The sequence below is a fragment of the Shewanella sp. S1-49-MNA-CIBAN-0167 genome (assembly GCF_040310145.1).
Taxonomy (GTDB): domain Bacteria; phylum Pseudomonadota; class Gammaproteobacteria; order Enterobacterales; family Shewanellaceae; genus Shewanella; species Shewanella psychromarinicola.
In genome coordinates this window covers 1-16,969 of record NZ_JBEOPO010000034.1, presented here as the reverse complement: position 1 = coordinate 16,969, position 16,969 = coordinate 1, and the positions used below count along the sequence as shown (strand labels likewise).

The window sequence follows — 16,969 nt, the reverse complement described above, 5'->3', positions numbered from 1 at the left end:
CCATGACTGAATTATATTCTGCATCCGGTTCAAAGGTGCATGCCCATAAAGCTGAAATTTTTTGCCGCGATGAAACCCGTGTCGATTGGCATTCTAAAGCCCTTTGGGCATTACGTGAAAAACGTGATCGCGCCGCGGGCAGTATACCCGAATGGGAACAATTAAGGCTGCTAGGCTCACAACTTAAACTTCATACCTTGAGCCACTTAGCGGATTACCTTGAACAATTTGAACAACAATGCCTTAGCAATGGTATTAAGGTGCATTGGGCTAAAGATGCTCAGCAACATAATGAAATTGTCCAAGGTATTTTAGCTCAACATAAAGTTAAGAAACTGGTTAAATCAAAGTCGATGTTAACTGAAGAATGCCATATGAATCCGTATTTAGAACGCCATGGCATTGAAGTGGTTGATACCGATTTAGGTGAACGCATTATTCAGTTAGCCAATATGCCACCATCGCACATTGTGGTGCCAGCCATTCACATGAAAAAAGAAGAAGTGGGTGAGTTATTTCACCAACAGTTAGGCACTAAAGCCGGTGAATCAGATCCTTTGTATTTAACCCGTGCTGCTCGAGCGCATTTGAGAGAGAAATTCCTCACTGCCGACGCCGCCATGACCGGTGTCAATATGGCCATTGCCGATCAAGGTGCTATCGTTGTGTGTACCAACGAAGGTAACGCTGATATGGGCGCTAACTTACCTAAGTTGCAATTGCACTCAATGGGCATCGATAAAGTGGTTCCTAATATGGATTCTGTAGGGGTGTTGTTGAGGACACTGGCCCGAAATGCCACAGGGCAACCCATTACCACCTATTCATCGTTTTACCGTGGTCCACAAGATGGCGGTGAGATGCACGTGATCATTGTTGATAATGGCCGAAGCGATATGATGAAGGATAAAATTTTAGCCGAGTCGCTAAAATGTATTCGTTGCGGTGGCTGCTTAAACACTTGTCCTGTATATCGCCGTTCAGGTGGTTATAGCTATAACTACACCATTCCAGGCCCTATTGGTATTGCCGTAGGTGCCAAGCATGATGATACCAATTCTATCCCTTGGGCATGTACGTTATGTGGCAGTTGCACTTACGTGTGCCCAACGATGGTGCCTTTGGATAAAATTATTGCTCATCATCGTCGTTTAAAAGCGGAGGCCAAGACCTTGCCTTATGGCAAAGGTAGCTATATGCCGTTAGTTGGCCGTTTTATGGGCAATGAAACCTTAATGAATACCTCTATGTCAGCAGCAAGATTAGCATTGCGGGTATTACCGGGAAGTTTACTCAAGCCATTTAGCGGTGCATGGGGGAAATATCGCGAATTACCTGTCGCGCCAGAGTCAAGCTTTGCCACCTGGTATAACAAGAATCGGAGCCGTTAATATGTCTAATAAAAATAGTATTTTATCTGAACTATCGAAATCGGCATTGGATAATCATGCCATGCCAGACATTGATGTAGTTGCTAATAATGATGATCTTGTTGGCCAATTTAGCGCAAGTTTAAAGACAGTCGCAGGGACGCTTCACAGCGAAGGCGGCTTAGTATTGCTACAACAGGCCGTCGATGATCTGATAACACAAAATATGCAGGTGATCTCGTTGATGGAGGGGATTAAAGGCAATCGTCAGGTGCCTGCAACCGCTCATGATCTGGCGGATATTGATTATGCGGTTATTCCAGGCGATCTTGGTGTGGCCGAAAATGGGGCTATTTGGGTCAATCAACCCAGTCATCGAGTGACGCCGTTTATTTGTGAAAACCTTATTCTTGCCATATCGAAAGATAATATTGTCGCCAATATGCATCAAGCGGTTAAACAAGTATCGCTGCAACAAGGTGAGTTAGGATTATTTATATCTGGTCCGTCTAAAACCGCTGACATTGAACAAGCATTAGTGGTGGGGGCCCATGGCGCCTGTAGTTTAAATGTGTACTTATACTAGGCATTAGTAACTAGTAACTAGTAGCTAGTGACTAGTTACGAGTTATTAGGTGCTAGTCATTAGTTGCTAGTCATTAGTCGCCAGCTGTTAGTTGCCAGTGATGCCATTGACTGAGTGTGTCAGTCGATGGCATCACGCTAACCTATAGCAATATAATTCGAATCGCTTAGGTTAGGAAAACGCCCGCTATTGAAGCAAAATATTCAACTTCAACTTCAACTTCAACTTCGCATGCAAATTTAAAGTATCAAAAATCGAATCGAGTTAGAACAAGTCGAAGATAGTGGCTGCACGTTGCTGCATAAACTCAATAAACAACTTCACTTTTAATGGTTGTTGGCGACGTTGATGATACAAAATACTGATGCGACGATGCTCACCAGCCCATTGTGGTAATACATGCACGAGTTCACCGTTCAATAATTGCTGTTTCGCAAATAATTCAGGGCCATATAAAATCCCGCCATCACCGACAGCTGCCCGTATTGCGCCGTGTAAATCCCCTAGGGTTAATTTAGCGGGACCATCGTAATAATACTGCTCACCATTGTGATGTTTTAAGGTCCAGTTAAACAGCGGCCACACTTTAATTAACTGATAATCAACTAGCTGCTGCGGATGGTGCAGCTCAATGAGTTGCTTAGCATATTCAGGTGATGCATATAGGCCGTAGTTTAATACCCCCAATGATGTAGATACCCAAGATGAGTCTGGTTGTGCGCCACCGACAATGGCAACGTCGACTCCTTCGTCAATTAAATCAATGGTGCTGTTATTTTGGGTGATGTGCAGTTGAATGTGCGGATGTTGTTTCGAAAAGTCGTTGATGGCCTCAATTAATATCATCGAGGTTATCGAGACGGGCGTAGATATCCGTAGGGTGCTTTGCGGCTCGTTTATGGTTTGACCACAAATACGATCAAATTGTGCCACTACATTATGGTAACGATCAAATAACGCGCCGCCTTCTTCAGTTAATCGCAGCTTTCGCGTGCTGCGCATAATCAACTGAGTATTAAGGCTTTGTTCCAATTTACTTATCTTGCGGCTGACAGTGGCAATGGGCAACTGTAACTCTTGTGCAGCAGATGAAAAACCACCTGCATTGACCACATGGACAAACAAATGGATCAATTCAAGTTGGCAAGCTAAGTGTTGGCTCATCAAGAGACCCTTATTGTATTTATCGTTCTATTAATCGATACATCAATCTCTTTATATCATTGAGTGTAACGCAACATAGGGTGTAACAGATAGCTGAGTGAGCATCGAACCACAATGGTGTGATGAGTCATACCTCGGCGGCTAATATTAGCATGGGGTGAGGTAAGGTGTATTGAGTGACATCATAAATTAGGAATGGCTAACGCTTTAGGGTTAATTAGATTAATTGTCGACAAAAAGTACCATTTAGGGTTGTTATACGTTACAAAGGTGCTATATTGTCGACAACTTGTTTTGTATAGCTGTTTTTAATGTCTGTTTTTATTATCCAAGGTATAAATATGATCCAGCCGATTACTTCTGCAGATAAGACCTTCGTAGCCCTTAGAGACGATATAGTCGAAGGTCGTATTCAGGCTGGCTCTAAATTGAGCGAAACTGAATTGTCGACAAAGTACGCCGTGAGTAGAGCCGTGATCCGTGAAGCCATTAACCGCTTAGAGTCGTGTCATATTGTTGAGCGTAAAGCCAACGTAGGCGCTCGTGTTGTGGCGTTATCTCCACAAGGGTTGATAGAGCTGTATCAAGTGCGTGAATCACTTGAAGGCATGGCTGCACGTTTAGCGGCAAAGAACATGACCGATGTCGAAATTACCGATTTAAACCATTTATTACAATCCCACTTTGACGAGGTCAAAGGGGGCGAGTCTTATTATCAAGAAGCCGGTGATGTTGATTTTCATTATCGAATTATTTTAGGCAGTAAAAATAAACACCTAATTTCAATGCTGTTTGATGGCATTTATCATTTAGTGCGCATGTACCGGGTGCAACTTAGTATGGCCGGTCCGAGAGTGACCACCGCCTATGATGAACACAAACACATTGTTCAGGCCATTTTCAATCGTGACGCAGAATTAGCCGAAATGCTGATGCGCCGCCATATTATGTATTCTAAAAACAGTATCGAACATAAATTATCGTAGCGATTTGCGTGTAGCGTTTTACGCCCACAGCCATAATTACAAAGAGGAAAATATCATGAGTGCAGGTAAAAAATTTCGTCAAGCCTTAGCCAACAATAATCCACTGCAAATTGTTGGTGCCATTAATGCTTATACCGCCATGATGGCAAAAAAAATTGGTCATCAAGCGATATATTTGTCTGGTGGTGGCGTGGCTAACGCCTCTTATGGTTTACCCGATTTGGGCATGACATCGCTAAATGATGTGCTGGTTGATGTACAGCGGATTACGTCTGCCTGTGACTTACCTTTGCTGGTGGACATTGATACCGGTTGGGGCGGGGCATTTAATATTGCTAAAACCATTCGTGATATGGAAAAAGCCGGCGCAGCAGCTGTGCACATGGAAGATCAAGTGGCACAAAAGCGCTGCGGCCATCGTCCTAATAAAGAAATTGTGCCAGTAGAAGAAATGGTTGATCGGATTAAAGCGGCAGTCGATGCCCGCATTGATCCAGATTTTTTCATTATGGCGCGTACTGACTCATTTGCTCAAGAAGGTCTCGAAGCCGCCATAGAACGTGCAAAAGCTTATGTTGCTGCTGGTGCTGACGGTATTTTTGCTGAGGCCATTAAAACCGAACAACATTATCGCGCGTTTGCTGAAGCACTTGATGTGCCTATTTTGGCCAATATTACAGAGTTCGGCCAAACCGAATTATGGAATAAGCAACAATTAGGCGAGTGGGGTGCATCTATGGTGTTATACCCATTAAGCGCGTTCCGTGCGATGAACAAAGCAGCTGAAAATGTTTACAGTGCAATTTTAATCGATGGTGACCAAAAAGCCGTGGTTGATACTATGCAAACGCGGATGGATTTGTATGACTATTTAGGTTACCACGATTATGAGCAAAAATTAGACAGTCTATTTGCCGAAGGTAAAAACAAATAACCACCCAGCACAACAGATTGACAGGTTTACGACTAAAATAAAAAATACCCTACAATCGCGATTTAGCAGCGCTAAATCGCGAACAGCATAGAAAGGAAGATATTATGGTAGACAAGAAATTATCAGGCGCAGGATTACGCGGTCAGAGTGCTGGCGAAACAAAATTATGTACTGTAGGTAAATCAGGTTCAGGCCTGACGTATTGCGGTTACGATGTTTCTGATTTGGCTGATAACGCTACCTTTGAAGAAGTCGCTTATTTATTATTTAACGGCGAACTGCCTAGCCAAGCGCAATTAGCTGCTTATAAAACCGAATTAACAGCGCAGCGTGATTTACCCGATGCCCTTAAAGCGGTATTAAAACTCATTCCTGCTGATGCGCACCCAATGGATGTAATGCGCACCGGTTGCTCGTTTTTAGGTAACCTTGAGCCAGAAGTCGATTTTACTCAGCAGAATAAAGCCGCCAATCGCTTGTTAGCCGCATTCCCAGCGATCATGTGTTATTGGTATCGTTATAGCCATGACGGTGTAGACATTGATTGCACCACCGATGAAGACTCATTAGGCGGTCATTTCCTCAAACTACTGCACGGTAAAACCCCGTCAGAGATGCACCGTAAGGTGATGGATGTGTCACTTATTTTGTATGCAGAGCATGAGTTTAACGCTTCAACCTTTACTGCACGAGTATGTGCCTCGACACTATCTGATATGTATTCTTGTGTTACCGGTGCGATTGGTACATTACGTGGTCCTTTGCACGGTGGTGCTAACGAAGCGGCGATGGACATGATCCAAAAATTCAGTTCGCCAGCTGATGCTAAAGTGCAAATGGCGTTGATGTTAGCCCGCAAAGAAAAAATCATGGGCTTTGGCCATGCCATTTATAGCGAGTCGGACCCTCGTAATGTGATCATTAAAACGTGGTCAGAAAAACTGGCTCATGAACAGGGTGATACGTCGCTATATGACATTTCTGTCGCCTGTGAAGAGTTTATGTGGGACACCAAAAAGCTATTTTGTAATGCGGATTTCTTCCATGCCTCGGCTTATTATTTTATGGGCATTCCAACCAAGTTATTTACCCCCATTTTTGTCTGTTCACGTTTAACGGGGTGGGCGGCACATGTGATGGAGCAGCGCTCGAACAACCGCATTATTCGTCCAAGTGCTGATTATGTTGGTAGCGAACCTCGTAAAGTGGTTCCTATCAGCCAACGCTAATTTGATGATCGCGTCATCATCATGATGACGCGACTTTTTCGATGATCATCTATTAATTATCACATATTGATCACCGATCGCCGAATTTACTGTGGATGTTGTTATGAATACTGATTATCGTAAACCTTTACCTGGCACAAAATTAGACTACTTTGATACCGAAGAAGCCGTTGATGCTATTGCGGCCGGTGCTTATGCCAAACTGCCTTATTGTTCACGGGTGTTTGCCGAAAACTTAGTCCGTCGTTGTTCTCCTGAGACGCTTACTGATTCGTTAAAGCAGCTTATTGAACGCAAAAGTGACCTCGACTTTCCGTGGTACCCGGCCCGTGTGGTGTGTCATGATATTTTAGGCCAAACCGCATTGGTTGACTTAGCCGGTCTGCGTGATGCCATTGCTGAAAAAGGTGGCGACCCTTCAAAAGTAAACCCAGTGGTACCGACCCAATTAATTGTCGATCACTCACTTGCGGTAGAGCATGCCGGTTTTGAAAAAGACGCGTTTGAGAAAAACCGTGCCATTGAAGATCGCCGTAATGAAGACCGCTTCCATTTTATCAACTGGACTAAAACCGCCTTTAAAAACGTCGATGTTATCCAACCCGGTAACGGCATTATGCATCAAATTAATTTAGAGCGTATGTCGCCTGTGGTACATGCACTCGATGGTGTGGCGTTTCCAGACACCTTAGTGGGCACCGACAGTCATACGCCTCACGTGGATGCATTAGGCGTTATTGCGATTGGCGTAGGTGGCTTAGAAGCTGAAAGCGTCATGCTAGGACGTGCATCTTACATGCGTCTGCCTGATATTATTGGGGTTGAGGTTACGGGTAAGCCGCAATCTGGCATTACTGCCACCGATATAGTACTTGCGTTAACTGAATACTTACGAGCGCAAAAAGTAGTGTCATCGTATCTTGAGTTTTATGGTGAAGGTACCAGCCATTTAACCCTTGGCGATCGTGCCACCATTACCAATATGACCCCAGAATACGGCGCCACCGCGGCAATGTTTTATATCGATAGACAAACCATCGATTACTTAACCCTAACGGGTCGTGACGACGCCCAAGTTAAATTAGTCGAAACCTATGCTAAACAAGCGGGTTTATGGGCAGACACCTTAACGGGTGTTGAATATGAGCGGGTACTGCATTTTGACCTATCGTCAGTCGGTCGCAATATTGCTGGGCCATCAAATCCGCATTCTCGGGTGCCAACCTCAGAATTAGCGGCGCGTGGCATTAGTGGCGTGGTTGAAAACGAACCGGGTAAAATGCCCGACGGTGCAGTCATTATTGCCGCCATTACCAGTTGTACTAACACCAGTAACCCACGCAACATGATAGCAGCTGGTTTATTGGCTCGTAATGCCAATGCACGTGGCCTATTACGTAAACCTTGGGTGAAATCGTCACTGGCACCTGGCTCAAAAGCGGTGCAATTGTATTTAGAAGAAGCCGGTTTATTACCTGAGCTTGAACACTTAGGTTTCGGCATTGTCGGCTTTGCTTGTACCACCTGTAACGGCATGAGCGGCGCGCTTGATCCGGTTATTCAACAAGAAGTGATTGATCGCGACTTATACGCCACAGCAGTATTGTCGGGCAACCGTAATTTTGACGGCCGTATTCATCCCTATGCCAAGCAAGCCTTTTTGGCATCACCGCCATTAGTGATAGCCTATGCCATTGCTGGTACGATTCGCTTTGATATTGAAAAAGATATCTTAGGCATCGATAACCAAGGTCACTCGGTCACCTTAAAAGATATTTGGCCAACCGATGAAGAAATCGATTCGGTTGTCAAAGCCAGCGTCAAGCCAGAACAGTTCCGTAAAGTGTATGAGCCAATGTTCGACATTAAAGTGGAATATGGCAGTCACATTAATCCGCAATATGATTGGCGTCCACAAAGTACCTATATTCGCCGTCCACCTTATTGGGATGGAGCATTGGCGGGTGAGCGTACCATGAAAGGTATGCGTCCATTAGCCGTTCTGGGCGACAACATCACTACCGATCATTTATCGCCATCAAACGCGATTATGCTCGACAGCGCTGCAGGGGCTTACTTACACAAAATGGGCTTACCAGAAGCTGATTTTAACTCTTATGCTACCCACAGAGGCGATCACTTAACCGCCCAACGAGCCACCTTTGCTAATCCTAAATTGTTTAACGAGATGGTGCAGGAAAACGGCAAGGTTAAACAAGGTTCCCTGGCGCGCCTTGAGCCAGAAGGCCAAGTGACACGCATGTGGGAAGCGATTGAAACCTATATGGAGCGAAAGCAGCCACTGATTATTATTGCTGGCGCTGATTATGGCCAGGGTTCGTCACGTGACTGGGCGGCCAAAGGTGTGCGTCTTGCTGGAGTTGAAGTGATTGTTGCTGAAGGGTTTGAGCGTATTCACCGCACTAACTTAGTCGGTATGGGTGTGTTACCGCTTGAGTTCACTGCAGGTCATAATCGTCATACTTATCATATTGATGGTACTGAAACCTATGATGTTTTGGGTGATCGCAAGCCGGGTGCCATGTTAAAGGTGATCATGACGCGTAAAAACGCTGAGCAAGTGACCATTCCTGTTAAGTGTCGTGTTGACACTGCCGAAGAGTTGTCAATTTATGAAGCTGGCGGTGTATTACAGCGCTTTGCCCAAGATTTTCTAGCGTCTGAAGGCTCGAAGTAATCATGTCGTTACCGCAAACCCTTATCTCGATTAATGATCAACAGGCATAAGGGTTTGCTTATTTTTAAGCTTAACAGGAATATCTGATGACTCATTTACCACAAATGAAAATTCCCGCGACGTATATGCGCGGCGGCACCAGTAAAGGGGTATTTTTTAGTTTAACCGACTTGCCTGCTGCAGCCCAAGTGGCTGGGGCTGAACGTGATGCGTTATTACTGCGAGTCATTGGCAGTCCCGACCCTTACGGTAAGCACACTGATGGCATGGGCGGCGCGACCTCAAGTACCAGTAAAACGGTGATTTTATCTAAAAGCACTCAAGCAGATCACGATGTTGATTACTTATTTGGCCAAGTCTCGATTGATAAGCCGTTTGTCGATTGGAGTGGTAACTGTGGCAATTTGACCGCCGCGGTGGGTTCATTTGCCATCAGTAATGGGTTAGTTGACGCTCGTCGGGTGCCGCAAAATGGCACCGCAGTAGTGCGTATTTGGCAAGCCAATATTCACAAAACCATTATCGCTCATGTACCGATAACCCACGGTGAAGTACAAGAAACCGGTGATTTTGAACTCGATGGCGTGACGTTTCCTGCTGCTGAAGTGCAAGTCGAATTTCTTGATCCTGCCGACGGTGATGGTGCAATGTTTCCGACGGGTAATGTGGTTGATGAACTTGACGTACCTGGCGTGGGGACTTTTCTAGTCACCATGATCAATGCCGGTATTCCGACGATTTTCATCAATGCTGCAGATATTAACTACCTTGGCACTGAGCTACAAGACGCCATAAACAATGACGATAAAGCCTTAACCATGTTTGAAACCATTCGTGCTTATGGCGCGGTTAAAATGGGCTTAATAAGTGATATCGACGAAGCTGTCGCTCGTCAACATACGCCGAAAGTCGCCTTTGTTGCGCCTGCCGCTGACTATGTGTCATCAAGTGGCAAAAGTGTGACAACCACAGATATCGACCTGGTCGTTAGGGCATTATCTATGGGGAAATTACACCATGCCATGATGGGTACCGCTGCGGTGGCTATTGGCACTGCGGCTGCCATTCCGGGGACGCTAGTTAATTTGGCTGCCGGTGGGGGAGACAGAACGTCCGTACGTTTTGGTCATCCATCTGGAACTCTGCGCGTTGGTGCACAGGCTGAATTAGTGCAAGGTCAATGGCAAGTCAAAAAAGCCATCATGAGTCGCAGTGCACGGGTACTGATGGAAGGTAAGGTGAGAGTACCACAATAGTCACGGCTCTGTTTATTACCCAAAACCTCGGCATGTCCGAGGTTTTTTAATTTTATCGATAAATAAACAGCTTAACTTGACAAAAAAAAGAATATTAATTTATTAGAAACAATAATTTATGTGAAAAACGTTATCTTGTTATAAAATTGTAATCTAAGTTAAAAAATGCTTGATCCCTTAGGCAAATTAGTATGTCATATGCTGAGTTTATTTGTCCCAATATTGATGCGTATTAAGTCATCTTTATGTCATTAAAAAAGTCTCTAATTAAGGAACTACCTCGTTGTTGTGATCTATTAAATACACTAAGTTCTTTTTAATCTTGTTAACTTAAAAGTTAATAAGCGAGACGATTATTAATCATTCATGTATTAACATGAAACAGATTGCTGACAGAGTCAATGAATGGCGCCGAGGGCAATACAAAAGGAAACAATTATGGTTGAACACATTACAGGCATGCTGGCATTAATCGGTGTGCTGTCGCTTTTGTGTCAATGGGTTGGTTGGAAATTACGTCTACCAGCAATTTTACCACTTCTATTATGTGGTCTACTGTTAGGGCCAGGGTTAGGTGTATTAGATCCAGATGAAATTTTCGGCGATTTATTGTTTCCTATTATTTCTTTAGGTGTTGCGGTCATTCTGTTTGAAGGGGCACTAACACTTAATTTTAAAGAAATTAAGGAGCATGGCCGCATGGTGACACACCTCGTCACGATCGGCGCTTTTATTACTTGGGCGTGTATTGCGCCCGCCGCCCATTACCTTCTCGGTTTTGATTGGGCTATCGCCATGTTATTCGGCGCATTAGTAGTGGTAACGGGTCCAACCGTGATTGTACCAATGTTGCGTACTGTCAAACCCAAATCAAATTTGGCCAGTATTTTACGTTGGGAAGGTATTGTTATTGATCCCATCGGTGCGTTATTAGCGGTACTTGTTTTTGAGTATATTGCCGCCGCCGCCGATCCAACCACTCATGTGTTGAATGCGTTAGGGCTAACCTTACTGCTTGGATTTGGCTTAGGCGCCGCGGCAGGTTTTTTGACCGGTATCGCAATCCGTAAAAACGTGTTTCCACATTATTTGCGTAATACTGCCGTGCTCACTATCATGCTGGGTATTTTTGTCGGTTCTAACATCTTACAAGAAGAGTCTGGTCTGTTAACCGTAACCGTTATGGGGATTTGGTTAGCCAATATGCGTGGCGTAGACATCGCTGATATCCTCGAGTTTAAAGAGACCCTAACGGTACTGTTAATATCAGCGCTATTTATTCTATTGGCGGCTCGTCTTGATTCGGGGGCGATGCTTGATCTTGGTTTTGGTGGTCTTGGCGTACTATTAGTGGCGATGTTTATTGCGCGTCCATTAAGCATTTGGATTTCTGGCTTAGGCACCAACTTATCGTCAAAAGATAAGTGGTTTTTAAGTTGGGTTGCACCTCGCGGTATTGTGGCGGCAGCCATTTCATCTTTATTTGCAATTAAGTTAGAGTCGGTTGGGTTAGAAGGCGCGAGTTCGATTGTGCCGTTAGTATTCTTAATCATTATTGGTACGGTAGTGATCCAAAGTTTAACCGCCGGTCGTTGGGCGGCATTTTTAGGGGTAAAAGAAGGCTCAAACCAAGGGGTATTGATATTTGGAGCATCAAAATTCTCCCGTGAACTGGCTTTAATTTTAATTTCCAAAAATATTAAGGTCATTTTAGCCGATAACAACTGGGACAACATTCGTCAAGCGCGCATGGTCAATATTCCGGTATATTTTGGTAATCCTGCCTCAGAGCATGCCACTAATTACATGGACTTAAGTGGCATTGGCCGAGTGTTAGTGATATCGCCTTACCGTCAGTTAAATCCGTTGGTAATATTTCACTTCCAAGATTTAATGGGCACAGAAAAAGTTTATGGTTTAAATAATGCTGACAGTGCGAGTGCTCGTCATCAGTTGTCTGAATCCTATCTAAAACGCTTATGTTTGTTTGGTGAGAATATCTCTTATGCCAAGATTGCCACTTTAATGGCAAAAGGCGCGGTACTGAAAATAACTAACATTACCGAAAACTTTACCTTTGCACATTTCAAAAAACGCTATGGAGAAACGGCTATGCCTCTGGTTTATTTAACGAAAGAAGGTAAAGTTAAAGTGTTCTCTGGCGTTGAAGCGATTGTTCTCCCTGTGGGTATCGAGTTAATTAGCTTATTGCCGCAAGAAGCACAAGATCAAGCGGTTATTCAGCGAGCTGTAGATGATGAAGCGGAGCGGAAAACCAAAGCATTAGTTGAAGCAGATGCAAAAGTGGCAGCTGAAGCGAGAGTCGTTCGTGAAGCACAAGAAGCGCAGCTTCGTGCAATTGAAAAGTCACGCCGTAAAGAAGAAGAGCTTGCTCTGTTTGAAGTGGATGAAAAAGCCCGTTGATTAGCTGAAAAAGCGACACTAGTGCAGCAGGAAACCAGTGAGTTATCCAATAAGTTAACTGAACAAGAGGTTGTCAAAAAGACCGCTAAGGATCAACTCGCCGCAACACCCGTTGACGATGCGACTCGCGATACTGTCTGTGAACTTAAAACCGGCGAAGAACCTAAAGTGGTGTAATTCACTGTGAGGTGATTATTAGTGACATTTCGTCTTAATTAGCTTGATAATAATGTAAAAGGCTTAGCAGTTGCTAAGCCTTTTTGTTGCTCATGCAAGGGTCATGTAACTGTCATACGATGGGATTGAGCTGAATTAATCTGCCAGTGTCGCTAATACCACTTCATGATGATCTTTGGTTTTGAACTTGTTGAGTACATGGCTAACGTTACCATCAGTCCCCACGACAAAACTTAAACGCTGACTGTATAACCACTGAAAGTATACCTAATTAATTATTTAATTTAAATCCCTATATTTTACAATATTTTGTGTATTTTTATTGTGTCGGTATGGTGTACCTTTTTGTATACCGGTTAAAAAATTTTAAATGTTTACCGGTATGTTTAAGTATATTAAACTTGTTTAAAATATCTCTTTTTTCACAAAACAAGTATTAAAATACTGATGCTAAATAAACATCTTTGAGGATAATATGGAATTTTTACCTTTAGGTACACAAGTCTCAGATTTCACCCTTAACAATCAAAATGACGAAGCAATCTCATTAAGTCAGTTCGCAGGAAAGAAAGTATTAGTTTACTTCTACCCCAAAGCTATGACACCTGGTTGTACAGTGCAAGCACAGCACCTGAGAGACATTAAGGAAGAGTTAGAAGCCCATAATGTAGTTGTCCTTGGTGTTAGTCCAGATCCAGTTAAGCGACTAGCCAAGTTTGCTCAGAGAGACGAACTTAATTTTCATCTACTATCAGACGAAGACCATGCTATAGCTGATCGATTTGGCATCTGGGGATTAAAGAAGTTTGCGGGGAGAGAATATGAGGGTATTCATCGTATTTCTTTTATGATATCTGAGAGTGGAACAGTTGATCATATCTTTGATAAGTTTAAAACAAAAGACCATCACACTGCCATACTTTCGCATTTAGAGTCATAACCTTAAATTATCGTTGTTTAGTATCAGGGATGGTCCCTGTTACTAGCCATAGACGAACTATTGCGACTTCGTGAATTCAAACAAGTAGCAATAGATCGGATAAATCAAATATCCTTCGTGTATTAAAACATCTTCTGGTGTCCTCCGACACCAAGATCCGAATATTTTTAACAACAAATTTACAACATTTGGGTTAACTTGATCTGACGGCACATGTAACTTGGATATTTCTACCCAAAGCTTGTTAGTGCAGAGGTAGAGTGAGTTTCTACTACTCTGAAATTTCAGCACAAACTGACGTTGTTTTACGCAAAACTACCGTTTTCGATTTGTTTCAGGTAAGTCAGAATATGCTCAGATAAACCTTTTTCACATGCCTCTATAGCAGTCATGTTCCCAAAAGCAGGAATCGGTTCGTTTAACCAGCTAAATGCCTCTTCAGAACTACCACTCCAAGATATCAAAAGTGAAGAGACATAGATTACTTCTTCTTTTGAATAATAAAGACTCAGTAACTTTTGAAGCTCAAACCTATCACCCATTCGATTTAATCCTCGTAGCAAAGTCATATGACCTACATCATGAAGATGAAGCATTATTGCTGACACCTTCCGCACTAATTTACTTCCACCTTGTAACTACACTTGGGTGGCATAATTTCATCAAATTCGCAATCGAGTGCGATTGCCAGTTTATATAGCGTTTCTAATTTGACATTGACAAGCCCACGTTCCATTTTCCCGTAGTTTCCTCTTTCAATACCAGCCAATGTAGCAAAGTCTTCTTGAGAATAACCTGCATTTTTACGCATTAATCTTAGCATTTTACCAAAATCAGTCACTAAATCATTCACCCTATTTTCCCTTCAGGTAAATTCTTTAGATTTTCATGTTGAGGTGTAAAGCACCACGCCCTATAATACCCATTATTGAGTTTATTTTAGGTCATGTAGCAATGTTAGATCCCGTTGTCGCTCAAGTTATTGAAGCAGGAAATTTTGACAATTTCACTACGAGTGATGTTAGGTCTGCATTTCTAGCATTAAAAAAAGATCCCAAACTTGATCCAAGCAACGTGAGGCGAATGATCTATTCCGAGCTCTTAAAGCTTGTTAGAAAAGGGTGGCTGAAGAAGAGTATCTCTAAAGTTAAAGGCCAAACTCGCTTTAGTAAAACCAGTCTTTTCGATGCTAATAACCTTCAAGTAAAAACTATAAGTTTCGAATCAATAGCGGTTACTAAAACAGATGGCCATCATCAAAAATTATTAGACAAGTTGGTTTGCTACAAAGCCGAGTTGCTGCAAAGCATTGGAGAGTCAGAGGCCTATAAAGATATTTACTTAGATATGCCTGAACTAGTTGACGAGATCCAACCCAAATATCATATGGCAAGAGATAACAACACGAAGCTGCTAGGCAAGATTAAAGCTATTGAAGACATTATTAGGCAGAGAACATGAACCTTAGACCTTGGCAAGAGCACTGTATTAACCAAGCATTGAGCAACTATTCTAATGGATACAATCATTTTTTAACGCAAGCTACACCAGGTGCAGGGAAGACTCTAATGGCGTCAGCGTTAGCGAGTTACCTTTTAAAAAATAAGCTCATAGATTTAATCATATGCTTTTCTCCTTCATCAATTGTTGCTCAAGATTTCGCTGAAAGCTTAGAAACACAAGCAGGGGAACGATTTGATGGTCTTATGGGAGCAAAAGGTCGGTCGTTAACATACCAGAGCCTTCAGTTTCTTGATGGCCAATTTTGGCAGTTATTCGAATCAAACCGCATATTCGTTATTTTCGATGAAATTCATCACTGTGCTGGCTCAAACCTTGGAAATGCAAATTCGTGGGGGGAGCAGATTTTACTCAATATTCATGATAGAGCTAAATTTACTTTAGCTCTAACTGGCACTCCTTGGCGCTCTGACACCGCACCTATTGTTCTGTCAAAATATATTCAATCTGACAGCGAAATCGCATGTGATTATGTCTATGGTCTAGCTGAGGCTGTTCGTGACAAAGTTTGTCGAGTGCCTCAAATTGTTGCTGTAGATAATGTGAAAATTTCGGTTGTCGATACTAATACCACACAGGTATTTACTAGCTTTAGCGATTTATTGTCAAACTCAAATGTCTCGTATCAACAGGTCATCGAAAATGAGGCTGTGCTCAAGTTTTTGATCACAGCATCACATAAAAAGCTATCGAAGATTAGGCTTGTAAATCCAGATGGAGCAGGGCTTATCGTCGCATCATCTGTTAGCCATGCAAACATGATATCTTCTTTGATGAAATCTTGGTTTAAAGAAGATGCAGTAGTTGTCACCTACAAAGAAAGTAATTCTAACAGCATTATTCAGCGTTTTAGGCACTCCCAAGCGAGATGGATTGTTTCAGTTGGAATGATAAGCGAAGGGACTAATATCCCACGTTTACAGGTTTGTTGTCACCTGACGAACATTAAAACCGAAATGCATTTCAGACAAATTTTGGGCCGAATTCTAAGACTTACAGGATCGCCTAATCAGCAAGCTATCTTATATATGCCCGCAGAACCCAAATTATTGAAATATGCATACAGGGTGAAAGAGGATATTCCTTTCGAAGCCGATGTTGTCAATTTTGAAAACATGAAAGAGAAGAAAGAACATGATAAAAAATCAAATGACTTATCAATTTCTTTTGACTTGCCGGTGACACAAGCATCAAATAAAGGGCTAAATTTAGAGCTTTCAAGCCCAAAGACAGAGACATCTGCTAGTAGGTCCAGTAATGAAAATGACACAAAAACCAAAGACCATGCACCTGAGGTAAAAGAGCATGATCTATCATCTTCATATAAAAACCTTATCAATAACTTTGGACGATTTAAGCAAGAGACCATAGCTTTGGGGCTTTTAGATTTCAATTAATTCGATCATATTGTTATTTTTATATGATTACGTAATGCAATCAAGTTGGTTACAAACTCGTTAGTTAGAGCATTTTGCTTGAATACAAATTTGGGGCATTAAAATTCATTTTAAGAGAGCGTTACATATAACGCCTTAACGTCATTACAGTGCGTTTTTATCAAGATAATTTCTGAATTTTTTTGCCGTTCAGCGGTTAGGGCTAACACTTTTATGCCCGTGCGACCTGAGGTCGTATGAAGCGCTGTTCACCGCGATAAGAGTGAACCATCTGTATCACCAGATGC

The 16,969-nt window shown here is 42.7% G+C and carries 15 protein-coding genes and 1 pseudogene; 12 read left to right on the top strand and 4 right to left on the bottom strand.

Annotated features, from left to right (window positions below; all coding sequences use genetic code 11):
- Positions 1-2: 2 nt before the first annotated feature.
- Entirely contained in the window at positions 3-1,391 is a 1,389-nt protein-coding gene (locus tag AAEZ00_RS15490) for a lactate utilization protein B (protein WP_101031803.1), read from the top strand.
- Between the two features lies 1 nt (position 1,392).
- Positions 1,393-1,956 carry a LutC/YkgG family protein gene (locus tag AAEZ00_RS15485; RefSeq protein ID WP_101031800.1) on the top strand — a complete coding sequence of 188 codons (564 nt, stop codon included), beginning with the start codon at positions 1,393-1,395 and terminating at the stop codon, positions 1,954-1,956.
- Between the two features lie 264 nt (positions 1,957-2,220).
- Here the strand turns inward: AAEZ00_RS15485 and AAEZ00_RS15480 are convergent, their stop codons facing one another.
- Complete coding sequence (locus tag AAEZ00_RS15480) at positions 2,221-3,120, bottom strand: LysR family transcriptional regulator (protein WP_124011571.1); 900 nt, start codon at positions 3,118-3,120, stop codon at positions 2,221-2,223.
- Positions 3,121-3,461: 341 nt separating this feature from the next.
- Here AAEZ00_RS15480 and AAEZ00_RS15475 point away from each other — a divergent pair, with 341 nt between their 5' ends.
- The 7 genes from AAEZ00_RS15475 to AAEZ00_RS15445 all read left to right on the top strand — a co-directional run bounded on the left by AAEZ00_RS15475 (position 3,462) and on the right by AAEZ00_RS15445 (position 12,824).
- Entirely contained in the window at positions 3,462-4,106 is a 645-nt protein-coding gene (locus AAEZ00_RS15475) for a GntR family transcriptional regulator (RefSeq protein ID WP_101031794.1), read from the top strand.
- Between the two features lie 55 nt (positions 4,107-4,161).
- On the top strand, positions 4,162-5,040 hold the full coding sequence (prpB, locus tag AAEZ00_RS15470; protein ID WP_101031792.1) for a methylisocitrate lyase: 879 nt from the start codon (positions 4,162-4,164) through the stop codon (positions 5,038-5,040).
- Positions 5,041-5,144: 104 nt separating this feature from the next.
- The gene (gene prpC / locus AAEZ00_RS15465) at positions 5,145-6,269 is read left to right on the top strand and encodes a bifunctional 2-methylcitrate synthase/citrate synthase (RefSeq protein WP_101031790.1); all 1,125 of its coding nucleotides are present in this window, start codon (positions 5,145-5,147) and stop codon (positions 6,267-6,269) included.
- A 103-nt stretch (positions 6,270-6,372) separates the two neighbouring features.
- Entirely contained in the window at positions 6,373-8,967 is a 2,595-nt protein-coding gene (gene acnD, locus AAEZ00_RS15460; RefSeq protein ID WP_351088997.1) for a Fe/S-dependent 2-methylisocitrate dehydratase AcnD, read from the top strand.
- An 86-nt stretch (positions 8,968-9,053) separates the two neighbouring features.
- Positions 9,054-10,223, top strand: coding sequence for a 2-methylaconitate cis-trans isomerase PrpF (gene prpF, locus AAEZ00_RS15455; RefSeq protein WP_124011569.1), 1,170 nt, complete (start codon positions 9,054-9,056; stop codon positions 10,221-10,223).
- A 438-nt stretch (positions 10,224-10,661) separates the two neighbouring features.
- The gene (locus AAEZ00_RS15450; protein ID WP_351076179.1) at positions 10,662-12,647 is read left to right on the top strand and encodes a cation:proton antiporter domain-containing protein; all 1,986 of its coding nucleotides are present in this window, start codon (positions 10,662-10,664) and stop codon (positions 12,645-12,647) included.
- A gap of 21 nt (positions 12,648-12,668) precedes the next feature.
- On the top strand, positions 12,669-12,824 hold the full coding sequence (locus tag AAEZ00_RS15445) for a hypothetical protein (protein ID WP_351088995.1): 156 nt from the start codon (positions 12,669-12,671) through the stop codon (positions 12,822-12,824).
- 135 nt (positions 12,825-12,959) lie between these two features.
- Here AAEZ00_RS15445 and AAEZ00_RS15440 read toward each other — a convergent pair.
- Positions 12,960-13,064 (bottom strand): annotated as a pseudogene (locus AAEZ00_RS15440) (thioredoxin-dependent thiol peroxidase); the annotation flags it as partial.
- 235 nt (positions 13,065-13,299) lie between these two features.
- Here AAEZ00_RS15440 and bcp point away from each other — a divergent pair.
- Positions 13,300-13,764: a thioredoxin-dependent thiol peroxidase gene (bcp, locus tag AAEZ00_RS15435; RefSeq protein WP_351088993.1), complete on the top strand. Its 465-nt coding sequence runs from the start codon at positions 13,300-13,302 to the stop codon at positions 13,762-13,764.
- Between the two features lie 305 nt (positions 13,765-14,069).
- Here the strand turns inward: bcp and AAEZ00_RS15430 are convergent, their stop codons facing one another.
- A complete protein-coding gene (locus AAEZ00_RS15430; RefSeq protein WP_351088991.1) occupies positions 14,070-14,306 on the bottom strand; it encodes an MbcA/ParS/Xre antitoxin family protein in 237 nt (78 codons plus the stop codon).
- Between the two features lie 74 nt (positions 14,307-14,380).
- Positions 14,381-14,617, bottom strand: coding sequence for a helix-turn-helix domain-containing protein (locus AAEZ00_RS15425; protein WP_351088989.1), 237 nt, complete (start codon positions 14,615-14,617; stop codon positions 14,381-14,383).
- A 101-nt stretch (positions 14,618-14,718) separates the two neighbouring features.
- On the opposite strand from AAEZ00_RS15425, the gene AAEZ00_RS15420 reads away from it, so the two are divergent.
- Positions 14,719-15,225: a VspR family transcription factor gene (locus AAEZ00_RS15420; RefSeq protein ID WP_351088987.1), complete on the top strand. Its 507-nt coding sequence runs from the start codon at positions 14,719-14,721 to the stop codon at positions 15,223-15,225.
- Complete coding sequence (locus AAEZ00_RS15415; RefSeq protein WP_351088985.1) at positions 15,222-16,682, top strand: DEAD/DEAH box helicase; 1,461 nt, start codon at positions 15,222-15,224, stop codon at positions 16,680-16,682. Before AAEZ00_RS15420 ends, AAEZ00_RS15415 begins: the two co-directional genes overlap by 4 nt.
- Positions 16,683-16,969 lie beyond the last annotated feature (287 nt).